This is a genomic window from Reyranella sp. GW821-FHT14A01 (genome assembly GCF_058803965.1).
Genome location: NZ_JBXAPM010000005.1, coordinates 25,026 through 41,521 on the forward strand (window position 1 = coordinate 25,026; position 16,496 = coordinate 41,521).

Genomic DNA, 16,496 nt, shown 5'->3' on the forward strand with positions numbered 1-16,496 from the left:
TGTCCAGCGCGCTAGAAGATCAAGCCACGTGGCTCGGCGCCTTCGTCGAGCGGCCAGATCGGGCGCTCGACCTTCGTGTACGGGACCTTGCGGTGATTGCGCGGCAGCGGGCCGCTCGATTCGACGTAGATCACTTTCTTGGCGATTGGCCCGTACGCCGCCATGAAGTGGTTCGTCGACTTCACGACGACGATCTTCCGCTGGGTCGGATCGATCCCGAGATTGGTGAACAATTCCAGGCCGGTCGCCTGCGTACGATTCGCAATCAGCACGACCTCGACTCCGCCGATGCGAACGGCCGCACAGTCCCCGACCTTGACCTGAGTCGGCCCGAATTTCTGCCAGGCGTCGCGCTTCAGGCCCACGATCTCGACCTCGGCATCGATCGGCTGGCCGGAGCTCGGCGCGATCTTCCCGCCAAAACGCAGGCCGATGCGGGCGCCGAGGCCCGCGTCGAAGCAGATGCGCACCGCGATCGGGTCCCAGATCGGCCCGAGGCAGGCGCTTTCGACGTTCTTCTCGATCAGGTGTCGCAGGATATCGGTATTGTCCGACGGCGCGCCGCCGCCGGCATTATCGGACGGATCGGCAATGACGACGGGCAGGTCGTTGAAGGCCACGCCCTCGCTGATGCCGGATGCGACATCGAGCGATTGCGGCGCCGTCTTGCCGCGCAGGCCGACCAGCTCCTGGCCGAGCTGCGTCGCCAGCACATCGGCCTTCTTCTTGTCGCCGTCGGCGATGACCAGCACGCGGGTGCCGATCTCGGGAACGTCGCCATAGGGAAAGCAGTGGGCGATCGAGACGGACAGGATGCCGTCCTTGCCTTCCATCGCCATGATCCGGTCGACGATGCCGCGCATCGGCTGCATCGTCGTGGGATAACTCTGGATCTGCCGGCAGTCATAGACCGACATCACCGGCTTCACCTTGCCGCGCAAGGTCGCCAGCACCAGATCGAGCACGTCCTCCGCCCGCTCGACCACGTCGGTATGGGGAAATTCCTTGTAGAGCACGATGATATCGGCGTTGGAGACGCGCTTCATCGTGAGATGGCAATGCGGGTCGAGCTCGACGCCGATCACGCATTTCGGCCCCACGATGGCCCGGCAACGCTCGACGATGTCGCCTTCGACGTCGTCGTAGCCGTGCGCCACCATCGCGCCGTGCAGGCCGAGCAACAGGCCGTCGACCGGCAGTGCCGCCCTGAGCTGGCCCAGGATCTCGTCGCGCATGGTCTCGTAGTCGGCACGGTTGGTCGTGCCGGCCGGGCTGGCGGCAAAGCAGCTGCCCTCAATCAGCTCGAAGCCCTCGGCCTTTGCGCGGGCGCGCGCCACGAACAGCGGCGCGGTGCACATGCGCGGCGCATCGGTCGGATGCTCGCCGGCCCGAAAGAACACCGACTCGCGATAATTCTCCAGGCTCGTCGGCAAGGGGGAGAAGGTGTTGGTTTCGGTGGCCAGGGTGGCCGAGAACAGACGCATGGGACTCCTAGGGAACGATACCGGCGGGAAGGGAAAGACAGTGTTGCGCGATCGCGCCAGGCGTCGTCAGCCATATCGAATCGCGATGCCGGGCGATATGACGAAGCGCGCGCTTCAGATGCCGCAGGCGGTGCGGTTGGCCCACCAGATAGGCGTGCAGCGCGATGCCCATCACCAGCGGCCGCTCCTGCGACAGTTCCAGCATCTCGTCGAACTGGTCGACGACGATGTCGGCGAAGGCGTCGCCGCCGATCTTGCGGCCGACGATTTGCGGAATGTCGTTCACTTCCTGGGGATAGGGCACGGCGAGGATGCGCCTGTCGCCGCGGCAGCGGAACCAGATGGGCTGGTCGTCCATGCACCAGTCCAGCAGGTAGCGATAGCCCGTTTCGGCCAGCAGGTCGGGCGTGACGTGACTGTGTGATATCCACGGTCCCAGCCAGCCTTCCGGCGGACGGCCTTCGGCTTCCGCCAGGCGTGCGGTCGCCTCGCCGATCAACGTCCGTTCGCCCGCCTCGTCGAGCACGCCCTGGCGCTCGGCATTGGTCCGGCCATGGCCCACGATCTCGTCGCCGCGCGCCCGGCAGGCCGCGACCAGGTCCGGCGCATAGTCGTACATCGCGCTGTTGACGAGGGCCGCCATCGGCAGCCGCAGGGCGTCGAAGGCGTCGAGCATGTACCAGGCGCCGACGCGATTGCCATAATCGCGCCATGCATAGTTGAGAATGTCCGGGTGTGGACCACCCGGTGCCAGCTCAGCCCCAAGGCCTTCGCCGTAAGAAAAATGCTCGAGATTGAGCGCAAAGTAGACGGCGAGTCGTCGGCCGGCCGGCCAGGTATAGTCGGCGCGGCCGCGCAGCGGCGCATAGCTGTATCGGTCGTGTGTTCGCAGTTCCATCCCTACAAATTAACGTCACGCGTCACGAAGGGCTACGGTTTCGCCATGCTCAATCGCCTGCTGTCGGCTGCCCTCACCGGCTGCCTGTTTCTCGTCACCGGCTCGCCGGCCTTCGCCTACTATTCGAAGGACTCGTACGAAGCGGAAGTCAGCTTCACCAGCATGGTCGAGATCGCCGCGGACACGCCCGACTACATCCTGCTGCCCTCCTACATCAACCGGCAGCTCCTTTATCTCGCCGGCCCGCTGCAGGCCGCGCCGAAAAAGGCCGCCGCCAAGAACGACGCGAAGGTCGACGTTCTCGGCAGGCAGCGCGACGACAAGACCGGCAAGCTCTATGTGCGTTACCGCTACACCGGCACGATGGTGCTCGATAACGGGCTCCAGGACGTCGTGAAGATCCGCCTGCCCCTCAACCTCGACGAGGTGTGGGACCGCTCGACCGACAAGTGCTTCAGCTGGGGCGAGAAGTATCGCATGGCCTATTTCTGGGCACCGCTGAACAAGGGCTGCCCACTGGTCGACGGCATCGACTATGTCACCTCGGACGGCGCGATCGTCGCCAAGCGCGCCAACACCGCCAATTCCGCGCCCGCCTACGAGCGGCTGGCCAACGCCAACAATGAGATCCGCTTCGTCCTGACCTTCGGCGCCGACGAGGACAAGAACGGTAACCTGTCTCCCGACAAGAACAACACCGACTACAACGCCGGCAACTACCGCGACGTCCGCAAGTACCTGTCGGGCCAGGGCTTCGCGTCGCGCATCGTCTCCGCCGACGAGCGCGCGCGGGAATGCGGAACGACCAAGCCTCTGGCCGCCTCCCCCGGCCATGTCGAGGAATTCACGCGCAAGGATGGCGGCCGCACGCTCGTCGTCCGCCTGTTCTGGGGCGTCACCAACATCGGCGAGGACAGCGTCGCCTTCTTCTGCATGGCCAAGGAGGCCGCGGAGCGCGGCTCGGTGTTCCTCTATGCGGGACATTCCCGCGTCGGCCTGCTGGACCTCACCTACATGGGCGAGCAGATCGGCGCGCCCATCCGGATGAACAAGGACCAGTACCAGATCTACGCCTTCTTCGGCTGCTCCAGCTACAGCTACTACAATCTCTCCTATTTCGCGGCGAAGGCCTCGCAGGCCGATCCCGAGGGCACGAAGAACACCAATATCATCACCAACGGCATCACCGGCTCGTTCGGATCGATGGTGGATTTCACGACCAAGACCTTGACGCCGATCTTCACCTGGTCCGCGCGCGGCACCCGGACGAGCTGGCAGCAGATCATGAATTCCTACTCGGAGAGGTTCCTGACCGGGGTCAACGGCGACCAGTAGCCGGACTGCACACCGCCGGGCGACGACTCCGCGCACCAGCAAGGCGTAGCGCCGCAAAAGCGGATAGGCTACGCTTCGCACACTAAATGAAGAAGCCGCACCCTTCAGGCTGCGGACGAGCCGGGAGGAATAACGCGTTGACGGCGACGAGTGCTGCCGCTTTGCCTGTGACCACGGAAGCCGCGCCCGCGACGCGCCGGTGGGCCGTGCCGCTATGGGTCGGCGGACTGTTGGTCATCCTGACCTTCCTGGTCATCTATCCGTTGCTGATGCTGTTCTTCGGCGCGATCAGCGATTCGAACCCGGTGATCGACGGCTTCGGCAAATTCAATCCCTCGCTGACCCACTTCCTGGCGGTGCTGGGCAACGAGAACGTGCGCCTGGCCTTCTTCAATGCGCTGGCGGCCTGCGGCGGTGGCACCATCCTGGCGGTCGTGATCGGCCTCGCCTTTTCCTGGATCGTCGTGCGCACCAACACGCCGTTCAAGGGCTTCATCGCCGGCGCCAGCATGATCCCGCTGTTCGTGCCGCCGCTGGTCGCGGGCGTCGCCTGGAGCATCCTCGGCTCGCCCAAGACCGGCCTGCTGAACACGGCGCTCAAGTGGATCGGCATCGACTTCCGTTTCGACTTCTATTCGATGTCGGGCCTCATCCTGGTCTTCGGCTTCTATTATGCGCCCTATGTCTACATGTTCACGGCCTCGGCGCTCCGGAACATGGATCCGAGCCTCGAGGAAGCCTCCGAAGTCTCCGGCGCCTCGGCCTTCACGACCCTCTTCACCGTCACTTTCCCGCTGATCGCCCCGGCGATCCTGGCGGGCTCGCTGCTGTCCTTCGTGGTGATGCTCGGCATCTACGGCATCCCCGCCGCGCTGGGCGCGCCGGCCAATATCAGCGTGCTCACGACCTACATCTTCAAGCTCACCGCCTGGAGCCCGCCGCTCTACAACACGGCCGCCGCCGTCGCGATCCTGCTGATGATGGTCACGGCGGTCTTCGTCTGGGCCCAGCAGCGCGTCCTGTCGGGCCGCAGCTTCGCCACGGTGGCCGGCAAGGCGTTCCGCCCGCGCAGCCTCAATCTCGGGCCGTGGCGCTGGTTCACCTTCAGCCTGGCGCTCGTCTACCTGTTCATCGTCGTCGTGCTGCCCACGATCGCCCTGGTGATCGCGGCCTTCCGCCGGTTCCTGTTCTTCAAGGATTTCGAGGCCGTGTTCGACATGAAGGCCTATAGCTGGGTGCACTTCAATTCGATCTTCGACAATCCGCTGACCATGATCTCGATCTGGAACACGATGAAGGTCGGCGTGATCACGGCCGTGATCGGCGGCGTCCTGGCTTTCGCCATCGGCTACACGATCAACCGCACGCAGGTGCCCGGCCGCAAGATCATCGACCTCCTGTCGACCATCCCGGTCGCCATCCCCGGCCTGGTCGTGGGCGTCGCCTATCTCTGGGCGTGGATCGGCCTGCCCGGCGGCCTCTACGGCACGATCTGGATCCTGGCGCTGGCCTTCGTGGCGCGCTTCATCCCCGACACGGTCAAGGCGCTCTCGACCTCGTTCATGCAGATCCATCGCGAGCTCGAGGAAGCGGCCTGGATCTGCGGCCGCGGCCTGCTGAGCACCATCGCCACGATCATGGTGCCGCTGGCCCGCCCCGGCATCATCGCCTCGATGACGCTGCTGTTCGTGCTGTCGGTGCGCGAACTGGGCTCGTCGCTGTTCCTCTACACCAGCGACACGACCGTGATGGCCGTGCTGCTGCTCGACTATTACGAAGGCGGAAACGTCGGCAAGACGGCCGCCTTCAGCCTGGTGCAGACCGTGATTCTCGCGGTGCTGCTGGGCATCACGACCTGGCTTTCCCGCGGCGCTGCCGAGAGCAGCGCCCGCGCCGGCTGACGAACGACAACAATCGGAGGAAATGACAATGAAGCGCAGAACCGTATTGGCCGGCATCGCCGGCGCCGCCGCGACGGCGGCACTCCCCGCCCATGCCCAGCAGGATCAGTTCGGCTCCAAGGAGCTGATCGCCGCCGCCGAGAAGGAAGGAGCGCTCACTTTCTACACGGCCGACTTCGCCGAGACGCAGCAGGAAGTGATCAAGGAATTCAACAAGCGCTTCCCCAAGATCAAGGTCGCCATGGTCCGTGCCCCGGGCGGCCAGCTCATCACCCGCATCAAGACGGAAGCCGCGGCCGACAAGCTCGGCGCCGACGTGGTCAACCATTCCGACCGCGGCCTGATGCTCGAGATCGCCGATCTCTTCCAGGATTACGCGCCGCCGAACGCTGCCGACTATCGCCCCGACGCGCTGGTCTCGCCGAAGCTGTGGCCGGGCGTCACCCTGGGTTGGGCGATCGCCTACAACACGCAGCTCGTGAAGAATGCCCCCAAGACGTGGATGGATCTCACGAAGCCCGAGTACAAGAACAAGCAGATCGGCCAGGTGATCGGACCGTCGGGCGGCACGACCTGGACCCGCATCATGTTCGAGCGACAGGTGCTCGGCGAGGATTACTGGAAGAAGCAGGCCGAGCTCGGCATCGCGCTCTACCCGTCGGGCGCCCCGCTCTCCGACGCGCTGGTCCGCGGCGAGGTCTCGATCGCGCCGCTGCTCTACAACATCATCTTCACCAAGATCGTCGAGGGCGCGCCGGCCGAGGCCATCTTCGCTCCCGAGGGCGTGCCGATCGTCCCCTACGCCGACGGCATCACCAAGTCGTCGAAGAACCCCAACGCGGCCAAGCTGTTCATGAACTGGCGCCTGTCGAAGGAAGGCCAGACCTTCGTGATCAACAAGCTGGGCTACATCACCTCCCTCAAGGAGCCGCCGGCCTTCCCGAAGGGCTGGGATCCGAAGACCATCAAGGTCTGGGTGCCGAAGTTCGAGGAATTCGACAAGCTGCGCGTTTCCTGGCTGGAAGAGTGGAACAAGACCTACGGGTACCGCCAGTGAGCGCTGCGCTCCTCATCGAGGACCTGGTCAAGAAGTTCGGGACCGGCAAGGCGGCCGTCGACGGCGTGAGCTTCGACGTGCCGGCGGGCGAGATCGTGGTGCTGCTGGGGCCTTCGGGCTGCGGCAAGACCACGACCTTGCGCTGTGTCGCGGGTCTCGAACATCCGACCGGCGGCCGCATCTCGATCGGCGGCCGCGTCGTGTCGGAGCCCGAGCGCGGCACCCTAGTCAGCCCGCGCGAGCGCGACATCGGCATGGTGTTCCAGTCCTATGCGGTCTGGCCGCACATGACGGTGCACCAGAACGTCGCCTACCCGCTGAAGTACCGCCGCAAGAACAGCAGCGGCAGCAGCGATATCAACACCAAGGTCCGCGAGACGCTCGAACTGGTCGGTCTGGGCGAATATGCCCAGCGCCCGGTGACGTCGCTGTCGGGCGGCCAGATGCAGCGCGTCGCATTGGCCCGCAGCCTGGTCTACCGGCCGCAGCTCCTGCTGCTCGACGAGCCGCTGTCCAATCTCGATTCCAAGCTGCGCATCCGGCTGCGCGACGAGCTGCGGCGCATCCTGAAGATGACCGGCATGACCGGCCTCTACGTGACGCACGACCAGTCCGAGGCCGTGGTGCTGGGCGACCGGATCGGCGTCATGAAGGACGGCAAGCTGCTGCAGATGGCGCCCCCGGGCGAGATCTACAACAGGCCGGCCGATGCCTTCGTCGCCAACTTCACCGGCGCCGCGAACGTGCTCAAGGGCAAGGTGCTGGAACGCAAGGGCGAGCAGGCCGTGATCGATCTCGGCGCCGCCGGCCGCATCGAGGCCTGGACGCCGCAGCCGCTTAGCGTGGGCGACAAAGCCCATGTGGCGTTGCGCGCCGAGAACATCCGCCTCGGCGAACGCGGCCCCGCCAACGCCTTCACCGGACGGGTGATCGAGCGGCGCTACCAGGGCATGCAGACCATCTACGACGTCGAGTTCGGCGGCCAGAAGCTCGAGGTGCTGGAACTCGGCACCGCGGCCCGCCACAACGACGGCGAGGTCGCCCTCACCCTGCCGCCCGACACGTGCTGGGCGTACCGGGACGAGGGTCAGGCCGCCGCCGACTGAAGCACAGCGCGAAGCGCCGCCGCGAGCGGCGCATCGTGCTCAGGCAGAAGCACCTGCGGATCGAGCGTGAGCACGCCCCGCGCGGCGTGCCGCTCCGACAGATGGACCGGGGGATCGCCCTTCTGCAGTTTCGCGCTGACGGCGAGCGCATTCGGCACCGCGATCTCCAGCACCGGCACGCGGCCGGTCTGTACCGCCGACACCAGCTTCACATCGAAGCCGTTCAATATCGCGGCGATCGCGTCCAGGCGGGCCTGAAAGATGGCGTTCGCCTTCGCATCGTCGGCCTTCACGAAGCGCTCCAGCGCCGTGAGCAATCCAACGATCTCCTCCTTGCCCGCTTTGAAGCCGCGCCCGATCCCGTGATGTGGGACGCCGCGCAGGTTGGCGCGGTCGACCAGGCGCGGCGGCGTCCAGGTATCGGGCGCCACGTCCATGTCGAGTTGCTGAAGCAGCGCCGAGGCCACGAGGTCGCGCCGGCCGGCGAGGATGCCGGACGCCTGCGGGCCGCCCAGTGCCTTGCCGCCGGAGAAGGCCACGAGGTCGACACCCATGTCGATGAAGCGCCGCAGGTTCTCCTTGGGCGGCAGCTGCGCAGCCGCATCGACGATCAAGGGAATACCGTTGGCGCGACAGGTCGCGACGGCGATTGGAAGATCGACGATGCTGGTGGCGTTGACCGAGAAGGCCATGGCCACGACCGACGGCGACAGTGCCGTCTCGATCTCCCAGGCCTCGAGCCCGCGCACGCCGGCACCTGTGCCGCGATCGTTGTGCCCGATATCGACCAGCCGTGCGCCCGAAGCCGCCAGCGCATGCGCATAGCCGGTGCGTTGGGTCCGCGGGATCAGGATGTCGTGCGGAAAGGCGCCGGCGTGGGGCAGCGCCGCCATCTTCGCGATGTCCCAGCGGGCGATCGAAGCTGCCGCCGCGAGCGTGAGGGCAGCCGCTGCACCGGTCGTGACGAGCCCCGACTCGGCGCCGGTTGCCGCAGCGATGCGCCCGCTGGCGGCATCCTGCAATTCGCCGATATCGACCGATGCGCGCGACGCCGCGGCCATGGCGGCCACGACCTCGGGCGCCATCACCACGCCGCCCAGCCGCGTCAGCGCGCCGGCGGCGTTGATGCGGCGTCGCACGCCCAAAAGTTCGTAGGGATCCGTCTCGGTCATGCGGCGAGCTTAGCCCAGCCGCTCAGACCCGCCCAATGATCGCGATGGGGCCGCCGCCGGCCGGGCCCTGGTGCTCGGCGCCGCCGGAGACGTAGAGCATCGTGTCGCCAATCACGCCGGCCAATACGCCGCCCACCAGCGCGCGGGCGTGGCGGGTCGAGTGGATGTCGCTGTCGTCCAGCATCGTGTGCCGCCGCCCGCGGATCGCGCCCGACGGCGCGGCTTCCGCCTTGGCGAGCACCGCCGTGACGTCCTCGCCGGTCACGCCCAGCCGCCCCAGGATGCGATGCGCTGCGCCAGCATCGATCGCATCGCGCATCACGTCGTGATCAATCACGAGGTCGCCGGACCAGCCGTGCGCATTGCCCAGCACCACGACCTCGTTGCGCAGCAGCTCGACGCCCGACGAGGTGCTGGCAACGCGGGAGTAGAGCGACCAGTCGCGGCAGATCGCCTCCTCCGGCGCGTCCTTGATCTCGCCGAGCGCCAGCGCGACGCCCAGCGCCGACGCGCCGCGTGACAAGGCCATCGAATGGTAGGTGTCGTCGGTGGCGGTCGTAGCGCCGCGCTTGGCGGCCTCCTCGATGCGCTCCTTGGTCAGTAGCGGGCATTTGATCTGCACGAAATGGACATCGTGCGGCGTGGCAATGCCGGCATCCTTCATGGCGAGCGTCACGGCTGCTGCCGTTTCTTCGATCTGCGCCGCCCGGCCGATCTCCTCGGGCTGGAAGCTGCGTGTCAGGCCGACACCGATGGCAAGCCGCGGCCCCGCGGAATCCGGCGGCGGTGCAGTCTGGCGGCAGAAGACGAGCAGATGCGGCGACAGCCCACCTTCCGTGCCACCCGACATCACGATGGCGACCCGCTTCTCGATCTCCGCCAAGGGACAGTCGAGTGCGGTCGCCAGCACGAGCTTCAATGCCAGCGTGGCGTAGCCCCGCGTGAAATCGTTGACGCAGCCGTTGCCCTCGGTCTTGCCGACGATGGCGACGATGGTCTTGGCGTCGACCTCGCCCGATGCGATGGCGGCGGCCAGCGGCGCCGTGTCCTGCGGGCCGGCCGTCGGCAGGCGCAGCACCCTTGCCCGGCGCGCCATGTCAGGCGGCCTTTCCGGCGTCGCTGCCGTGCCGCGCCCGGCGGCGGCGCAGCAGCGTCACCGACAGCAGCGCCACCGCGATCACGACGAAGGAGACGCCCGTCGTCACGGTGCCCAGCGCGTAGAGCACCGGCGTCGTCACATTCGTGGTCATGCCGTAGATCTCGAGCGGCAGCGTGTTGAAGGTGCCGGCGGTGTAGAGGCTGCGCGCGAACTCGTCATAGGAGAGCGTGAAGCCGAACAGGCCGACGCCGATCAGGCTCGGCAGCAGGATCGGGATGACGACATGGCGGATCGTCTGCCACGAGGTGGCGCCGAGGTCGCGCGCGGCCTCCTCGTAGCGCCGGTCGAAGCGGTTGAAGACGGCGAACATGATCAGCAGGCCGAACGGCAGGGTCCAGGTGAGGTGGGCACCGAACGCCGAGCTGTACCAGGCAGGATCCCAGCCCAGTACGCGATACAGCAGGCCGATGCCCAGGCTGATCAGGATCGAGGGCACGATCAGGCTGGCAATGGCGAGATAGAAGATGATCGCCGAGCCGCGGAACCGCGAGCGGAAGGCGAGGCCTGCCGAGAAGGAGGCCACGACCGTCACCAGCATGGTGGCGGCGCCCAGGATCATCGAGCGCTGGAAGGAGCCTGCGAAGTCGCCGACCATCTGCTTTTCGAACAGGTTCCTGAACCAGTGCAGCGAGACGCCATTCATCGGGAACGTCAGTCCACCCGACGGGCCCTGGAACGACAGGATGAGGATGGTGAGCGTCGGGCCGTAGAGGAACAGCACGAACAGGCAGAAGAAGGCGCCGAGAAGCCAGAAGGCGGGACCGCGCTTGCCGTGCTGCACGTCACAGCTCCTTGCGGATGTCGACCATGCGCATCATGGCGGCGACGATGAACAGGACCAACAGCAGCAGCACGACCGCGTTGGCCGCGGCGGCGGGATACTGCAGCAGCGACATGGCGTTCGCCATCATCAGGCCGACCGAGGCGCTCAAGCCGCCGCTCATCATGCGCACGGTGACGAAGTCGCCCATCACGATGGTGACGACGAAGATCGAGCCGATGGCGATGCCCGGCTTGCAGAGCGGCAGGATGACGTTGACCAGCGTCTGCCAGCCCGTCGCGCCGGCGTCGCGCGCCGCCTCGAGCAGGCTGCGGTCGATGCGCATCATCGAGTTGAAGATCGGCACCACCATGAACAGCGTGTAGAGGTGGACATAGGCCAGCACGACCGAGAAGTCGGAATAGAGCAGGAACTCCAGCGGCTCCTTGATCAGGCCGAGGTTCATCAGGGTGGTGTTGGCGAGCCCGTGGCGGCCGAGAAACGGAATCCACGAGATCATGCGGATGACGTTCGAGGTCCAGAACGGGATGGTGCAGATCAGGAACAACACCGTCTGCATCGTGGACGACCGCACATGGAAGGCCACGAAATAGGCGACGGTGAAGCCGATCGCGAGCGTGAGTGCCCAGGTGATCAGCGCGAACTGGACGGTCTGGAGATAGGTCCGCCAGGTGACCGGCGAAAAGAGAAGCTCCTCGTAGTTCTGCAGCAGGAAGGCCGGGATGATCTGCGTCGCGTTGTAGTCGAAGAAGCTCACCACCACGATCGTGGCGATCGGGACGATGAGGAACAGCAGGAACACCAGCGCCAGCGGCGCGACCTGCAGGTAGGTGACCCAGGACTTTACGCGGTTCATCGATTCATACCCTCTCCCCCGCTTGGGGGAGAGGCAGGATGTGGGGTGATAAACGCAATATTCGAAATATCCGAAACACTCGAAACGGATTCAGGCGGCGATGAACTGGTTCCACTTCTGGACCATGTACCGGTCCTCATCCATCACCGCGTTCCAGCAGGCGACGGCGCCCATGCGCTCGTAGAACGAGCCGCCGTCGCGCACGGCGCCGGCCTTCTCGACGATCTGGCCCTGCGGGTTCTTGATGTCGCCCTGGGCGGGCTTGCCTTCCATCCAGAAGCCCCACTCGTCGGCCGTCATGTTGGCCTTGGCCGTCTCGAGCACCGCCGAGTAATAGCCTTGGCGGTTGAGGAAGGCGCCAACCCAGCCGGACAGGTACCAGTTGATGTAGTCGTAGGCCGCGTCGAGCTGCGCGCCCTGCAGATGCTTGGCGAGCGCCAGGCCGCCGCCCCAAGCTCGGTAGCCTTCCTTGAGGGGCTGGTAGACACAGGGCACGCCCTTGCCGCGCACCGCCGAGACCGCCGGCGACCACATCGACTGGATCACGACCTCGCCCGAGGTCATGAGGTTCACCGATTCGTCGAAGGTCTTCCAGAAGGCGCGGAACTGGCCCTCCTTCTTGGTCTTGATCAGGAAATCGATGGTCTTGTCGATCTCCGCCTTGGTCATGTTGCCCTTGTCGCCGTACTTCACGATGCCGGCCGATTCGCAGATCATCGCGGCGTCCATGATGCCGATCGACGGGATGTTCAGGATCGACGTCTTGCCCTTGAACTTCGGATCGAGGATGTCCTTCCACGAATCGATCTTGCGGCCGACCAGGTCGGGCCGGATGCCGAGCGTGTCGGCATTGTAGATCGTCGGCACGATGGTGAACCACTGGGTCGGGGTCTTGGAGAACTTGGTCGAGGTCGCGCCCTCGACGAAGCTCACGGTGCTGGGCGCCGTACCCTGGGCGATGACGCTGTCGGGCTTCAGCTTGCCGGTGGTGAAGATCGGCACGATCTTGTCGAACAGCTTGATCTTCTTGACGTCCATCGCCTGCAGCGTGTTGGCGCCGAAGATCTTCTTGATCATCCAGTATTCGATGTCGCCGATGTCGAAGGAGTTCGGCTGCGTCACGACACGCTGCACGACGGCGTCGGAATCGAGCGCCGTCATCTGCAAGGTGATGCCGAGGTCGGCCTTGCACTTCTCGGCGATCTCGTTGATCGCCGACACGCCGGTGCCGCACTGGCGCAGCACGATGTTCTTGTTGTTCTGCGCCCAGATCACCGGGAAGCCGGTGATCGCGCCGCTGCCGACGGCCGCGCCCGCGATGCCGGCCGCGCCCTTGAGCATCCTGCGGCGGCCGATGCCGCCATTCGATTTCCGAGCCATCTGTTCCTCCTCCTGTTGCGACGGCGCGGGGCCGCCTCCCTTTGACGTCTCTTCGGCAAGTCTCTTCAACGCCCAAGCACGTGCACGTCCTCGGGCTTCCACGACAGAATGACCGGCTCGCCGGGCTTCACCGGCGATGCGTCGAAGCGCGCCTCCGACAGCGTGGCCGACAGCGTTTCGAGACCGGTGACGTCGATGCCGACCTGCACGGTCGAGCCGAGATATTCGACGGACCGGGTGACGCCCTGCAGCGAGGTGACGCCTGCTTCGCCCGAGGTGCCAGCCTGCACCGACATGCGATCGGCGCGGATGGCGACGAACGGCCCCTCGCCCGCGCCCGCGCGGGCGACGGCCGCCGGCAGCACGTTGTGGCCGCCGATGAACTTCGCGACGAAGGCAGAGGCCGGCTTGTTGAAGACCTCGCGCGGCGGTGCCGCCTGCTCGATCTTGCCGCCGTTCATCACGACGACGAGATCGGCCAGCGCCATCGCCTCGTCCTGGCTGTGAGTCACATGGATGAAGCTGATGCCCAGCCGCGTCTGCAGGCTCTTCAACTCCTCGCGCATGCGGATGCGCAGGAAGGGATCGAGCGCCGACAATGGCTCGTCGAGCAGCAGGACCTGCGGATCGGTGATCAACGCCCGGGCGAGCGCGACCCTCTGCTGCTGGCCGCCGGAAAGCTGGGCCGGCAGGCGGCCGGCATAGGCATCCATATGGACGCGCTTCAGCATCTCGACGGCGCGGGCGCGGCGCGTTTCCTTGTCGACGCCGCGCATCTTGAGGCTGAAAGCCACATTGTCGGTGCAATCGAGATGCGGGAAGAGCGCGTAGCTCTGGAACATCATCGCCGTACCGCGCGCCGCCGGCGGCAGGACGGTGATATTCTCACTGCCGAGGATGATGTCGCCCTCGGATACCTCCTCGTGGCCCGCGATCATGCGCAAGGTGGTGGTCTTGCCGCAGCCGCTGGGGCCCAGGAGACAGCAATAGGAGCCGGCGGGGATGCGCAGGCCGATCGAATCGACCGCCACCGTCTCGCCGTAGCGCTTGGTCAGGGAAACGAGTTCAATATCCGGCTGCTTGGCCATGCCATCGGGGAAGCAAGCCGTATGCCAGCACTGTAAAATTCCCTGGGGACAGAGACGCATACGAGGAAGCGTTGGCGCGGCTCTTGCTCGCTGGGGGCCACAGCCAAACAATGGGCAAAGCTTAGGGAGGTCGGGATGCGGTTGATCGGCGTGGACGTGGGCGGCACCTTCACGGACCTGGTCTTTGCCGACACCGAGGCCGGCCGCACCGCCGTGCACAAGGTCTCGACCACCCCGGACGACCCGTCCCGCGGCGTCGTGCAGGGGCTGATGGCGCTCTGCGACAAATATTCGATCCCGCGCGAGACCATCGACACGGTGTTCCACGGCACGACCATCGCCACCAACGCGATCCTCGAGCACGATGGGGCCGTCACCGGCATGATCACCACCGGCGGCTATCGCGACATCCTCCATATCGGCCGCCATCAGCGGCCGCAGCACTACTCGATCATGCAGGACATCCCCTGGCAGGACCGGCCGCTGGTGAAGCGCCGCCATCGCAAGACGGTGACGGAGCGGCTGGTGCCGCCGCGCGGCGAGGTGCTGGAGCCGCTCGACGAGGAAGGCGTGCGCCAGGCCGTACGCGAACTCAAGGAAGCCGGCGTCCAGGCCATCGCGATCTGCTTCCTCTTCTCCTATCTCGACGCCAGCCACGAGGCGCGCGCGATGGAGATCGTGCGCGAGGAGTATCCCGAGTGCTTCGCCACGACCTCCTCGTCGGTGTCGCCGCAGTTCCGCGAGTTCGAGCGCTTCACGACGACGGCGATGAACGCTTTCGTCGGGCCCAAGGTGCGCAACTACGTGACCCGCCTCGAATCGGAGATCGAAGCCTCGGGCTTCAAGGCCGACCTGCGCATCATGGCCTCCAACGGCGGCGTCGCGACGCCCGCCATGGTCGCCGAACGTCCCGTCCTCACCCTCCTCTCCGGCCCCGCGGCCGGGGTGATCGGCGGCGACTGGGCGGGCGCGCTCTCGGAAAAGCGCAACCTCATCACTTTCGATGTCGGTGGCACCTCGGCGGATATCGGCATCGTCACCGAAGGCGGCTTCGGCGAGGCGACGGCGCGCGACACCTGGATCGCCGGCTTCCCCGTGCTGGTGCCGATGATCGACGTGCATACGATCGGCGCCGGCGGCGGCTCGATCGCCTTCGTCGACCAGGCCGGCGCCTTCAAGGTCGGCCCGCGCTCGGCCGGTGCCGTACCCGGCCCCGCCGCCTACGGACGCGGCGGCACGCGTGCCACGGTGACCGACGCCAACGTCGTTCTGGGCCGGCTCGACGGCGGCAACTTCCTGGGCGGCGGCATGTCGCTCGACGAGGTGGCGGCCCGCCGCGTGATCGGCGAGTTGGCGCGCGAACTGGGCCTCTCCGACCGCGAAGCCGCCGAAGGCGTGATCACCCTCATCAATGCCAACATGGCCAACGCCATCCGCTCGCGCACCGTCCAGAAGGGCATCGATCCGCGCAACTACGCGCTGGTCGCTTTCGGTGGTGCCGGCCCGCTGCACGGCGCCGAAGTGGCCGACATGCTGGGCGTGACGGAAGTGATCGTGCCGCCGCATCCCGGCATCACCTCGGCGGTCGGCCTGCTGATCAGCGACCTGCGTTACGACGCCATCCGCACCTCGTTTCAGGTCTCAGGCGCCGCCGACCTTTCACGCATCAACGCCGACTTCGACGCCATGGCGAAGGAGTTGGCAGGGCGCTTTACCGCCGACGGCATCGATCTCGCGCAGGTGACGTTCGAGCGGCGCGGCGACCTGCGCTATGTCGGCCAGGGCTACGAACTCCGGGTCACCTTCCCCGACGGAATCCTCGACGAGGCCACCCTCGCCCAGGCCTTCGAGGCGTTCCACGAGGTCCATAAGCGCGAGTACGGCCATCACTTCGCCCAGTCCGCCATCGAGATCGTGAACCTGCGCCTCGTCGGCGCCGCCAGCGCCGCCACCATCGCCAAGCCCGTGCCCGATGGCGCCCGCTCGCTCGAAGCGGCGACAGTGCGCTCCGGCAACGGCACCTTCCGCGTCGACGGCAAGCTCGCCGACTATCCGACGGCCTTCTACCGCCGCGACCTGCTCCCGGTCGGCAAGTGCATCCCGGGGCCGGCCATCGTGCTCCAGATGGATACGACCACGGTCGTGCCGCCGCACTTCAGCTTCGAAGCCGACACGGCCGGCAACCTCATGATCCGCAAGGAAGCCCGGCAATGAATAAACCTCTTCGCTGGGAGCGCGCCACTCCGGTGGCGCTCTTGCTCTTCGTTCGTGACGTTATG

Annotated in this window: 13 protein-coding genes; 5 read left to right on the forward strand and 8 right to left on the reverse strand. The window is 66.3% G+C overall.

Features of this window, described 5'->3' with window-relative positions:
* Positions 1–11: 11 nt before the first annotated feature.
* Together AC1ROX_RS11090 and AC1ROX_RS11095 are read right to left on the reverse strand one after the other, a co-directional pair.
* A complete protein-coding gene (locus AC1ROX_RS11090; RefSeq protein ID WP_493125389.1) occupies positions 12–1,484 on the reverse strand; it encodes a M81 family metallopeptidase in 1,473 nt (490 codons plus the stop codon).
* Between the two features lie 7 nt (positions 1,485–1,491).
* The gene (locus tag AC1ROX_RS11095) at positions 1,492–2,382 is read right to left on the reverse strand and encodes a polysaccharide deacetylase family protein (protein ID WP_493125391.1); all 891 of its coding nucleotides are present in this window, start codon (positions 2,380–2,382) and stop codon (positions 1,492–1,494) included.
* Between AC1ROX_RS11095 and AC1ROX_RS11100 the strand changes: the two genes are divergently transcribed.
* The 4 genes from AC1ROX_RS11100 to AC1ROX_RS11115 all read left to right on the forward strand — a co-directional run bounded on the left by AC1ROX_RS11100 (position 2,365) and on the right by AC1ROX_RS11115 (position 7,781).
* Positions 2,365–3,717 (forward strand): hypothetical protein, encoded by a 1,353-nt coding sequence (locus tag AC1ROX_RS11100; RefSeq protein ID WP_493125393.1) that lies wholly within the window; start codon positions 2,365–2,367, stop codon positions 3,715–3,717. The two genes, AC1ROX_RS11095 and AC1ROX_RS11100, sit on opposite strands and share 18 nt — an antisense overlap.
* A 137-nt stretch (positions 3,718–3,854) precedes the next feature.
* The gene (locus tag AC1ROX_RS11105) at positions 3,855–5,618 is read left to right on the forward strand and encodes an ABC transporter permease (protein WP_493125395.1); all 1,764 of its coding nucleotides are present in this window, start codon (positions 3,855–3,857) and stop codon (positions 5,616–5,618) included.
* 28 nt (positions 5,619–5,646) lie between these two features.
* Positions 5,647–6,675, forward strand: a complete 1,029-nt coding sequence (locus AC1ROX_RS11110; protein ID WP_493125397.1) for an extracellular solute-binding protein — start codon at positions 5,647–5,649, stop codon at positions 6,673–6,675.
* Positions 6,672–7,781 carry an ABC transporter ATP-binding protein gene (locus AC1ROX_RS11115; RefSeq protein ID WP_493125399.1) on the forward strand — a complete coding sequence of 370 codons (1,110 nt, stop codon included), beginning with the start codon at positions 6,672–6,674 and terminating at the stop codon, positions 7,779–7,781. Before AC1ROX_RS11110 ends, AC1ROX_RS11115 begins: the two co-directional genes overlap by 4 nt.
* Here AC1ROX_RS11115 and AC1ROX_RS11120 read toward each other — a convergent pair.
* The 6 genes from AC1ROX_RS11120 to AC1ROX_RS11145 all read right to left on the reverse strand — a co-directional run bounded on the left by AC1ROX_RS11120 (position 7,763) and on the right by AC1ROX_RS11145 (position 14,217).
* Entirely contained in the window at positions 7,763–8,953 is a 1,191-nt protein-coding gene (locus tag AC1ROX_RS11120; protein ID WP_493125401.1) for an aminotransferase class V-fold PLP-dependent enzyme, read from the reverse strand. The genes AC1ROX_RS11115 and AC1ROX_RS11120 overlap by 19 nt on opposite strands.
* 22 nt (positions 8,954–8,975) lie before the next feature.
* Complete coding sequence (atzD, locus tag AC1ROX_RS11125; RefSeq protein WP_493125403.1) at positions 8,976–10,049, reverse strand: cyanuric acid amidohydrolase; 1,074 nt, start codon at positions 10,047–10,049, stop codon at positions 8,976–8,978.
* 1 nt (position 10,050) lies between these two features.
* Positions 10,051–10,893, reverse strand: a complete 843-nt coding sequence (locus tag AC1ROX_RS11130; protein WP_493125405.1) for an ABC transporter permease — start codon at positions 10,891–10,893, stop codon at positions 10,051–10,053.
* Position 10,894: 1 nt separating this feature from the next.
* A complete protein-coding gene (locus tag AC1ROX_RS11135) occupies positions 10,895–11,749 on the reverse strand; it encodes an ABC transporter permease (RefSeq protein WP_493125407.1) in 855 nt (284 codons plus the stop codon).
* Between the two features lie 90 nt (positions 11,750–11,839).
* A complete protein-coding gene (locus AC1ROX_RS11140; RefSeq protein ID WP_493125409.1) occupies positions 11,840–13,129 on the reverse strand; it encodes an ABC transporter substrate-binding protein in 1,290 nt (429 codons plus the stop codon).
* 65 nt (positions 13,130–13,194) lie between these two features.
* Entirely contained in the window at positions 13,195–14,217 is a 1,023-nt protein-coding gene (locus AC1ROX_RS11145) for an ABC transporter ATP-binding protein (RefSeq protein ID WP_493125411.1), read from the reverse strand.
* Between the two features lie 135 nt (positions 14,218–14,352).
* On the opposite strand from AC1ROX_RS11145, the gene AC1ROX_RS11150 reads away from it, so the two are divergent.
* On the forward strand, positions 14,353–16,431 hold the full coding sequence (locus tag AC1ROX_RS11150) for a hydantoinase/oxoprolinase family protein (protein WP_493125413.1): 2,079 nt from the start codon (positions 14,353–14,355) through the stop codon (positions 16,429–16,431).
* Positions 16,432–16,496: the final 65 nt, after the last annotated feature.

Coding starts and splice junctions, on each gene's coding strand:
- AC1ROX_RS11090 (WP_493125389.1), bottom strand. CDS start 1,484: ATGCGTCTGTTCTCGGCCACCCTGGCCACCGAAACCAACACCTTCTCC.
- AC1ROX_RS11095 (WP_493125391.1), bottom strand. CDS start 2,382: ATGGAACTGCGAACACACGACCGATACAGCTATGCGCCGCTGCGCGGC.
- AC1ROX_RS11110 (WP_493125397.1), top strand. CDS start 5,647: ATGAAGCGCAGAACCGTATTGGCCGGCATCGCCGGCGCCGCCGCGACG.
- AC1ROX_RS11120 (WP_493125401.1), bottom strand. CDS start 8,953: ATGACCGAGACGGATCCCTACGAACTTTTGGGCGTGCGACGCCGCATC.
- atzD (WP_493125403.1), bottom strand. CDS start 10,049: ATGGCGCGCCGGGCAAGGGTGCTGCGCCTGCCGACGGCCGGCCCGCAG.
- AC1ROX_RS11135 (WP_493125407.1), bottom strand. CDS start 11,749: ATGAACCGCGTAAAGTCCTGGGTCACCTACCTGCAGGTCGCGCCGCTG.
- AC1ROX_RS11140 (WP_493125409.1), bottom strand. CDS start 13,129: ATGGCTCGGAAATCGAATGGCGGCATCGGCCGCCGCAGGATGCTCAAG.
- AC1ROX_RS11145 (WP_493125411.1), bottom strand. CDS start 14,217: ATGGCCAAGCAGCCGGATATTGAACTCGTTTCCCTGACCAAGCGCTAC.
- AC1ROX_RS11150 (WP_493125413.1), top strand. CDS start 14,353: ATGCGGTTGATCGGCGTGGACGTGGGCGGCACCTTCACGGACCTGGTC.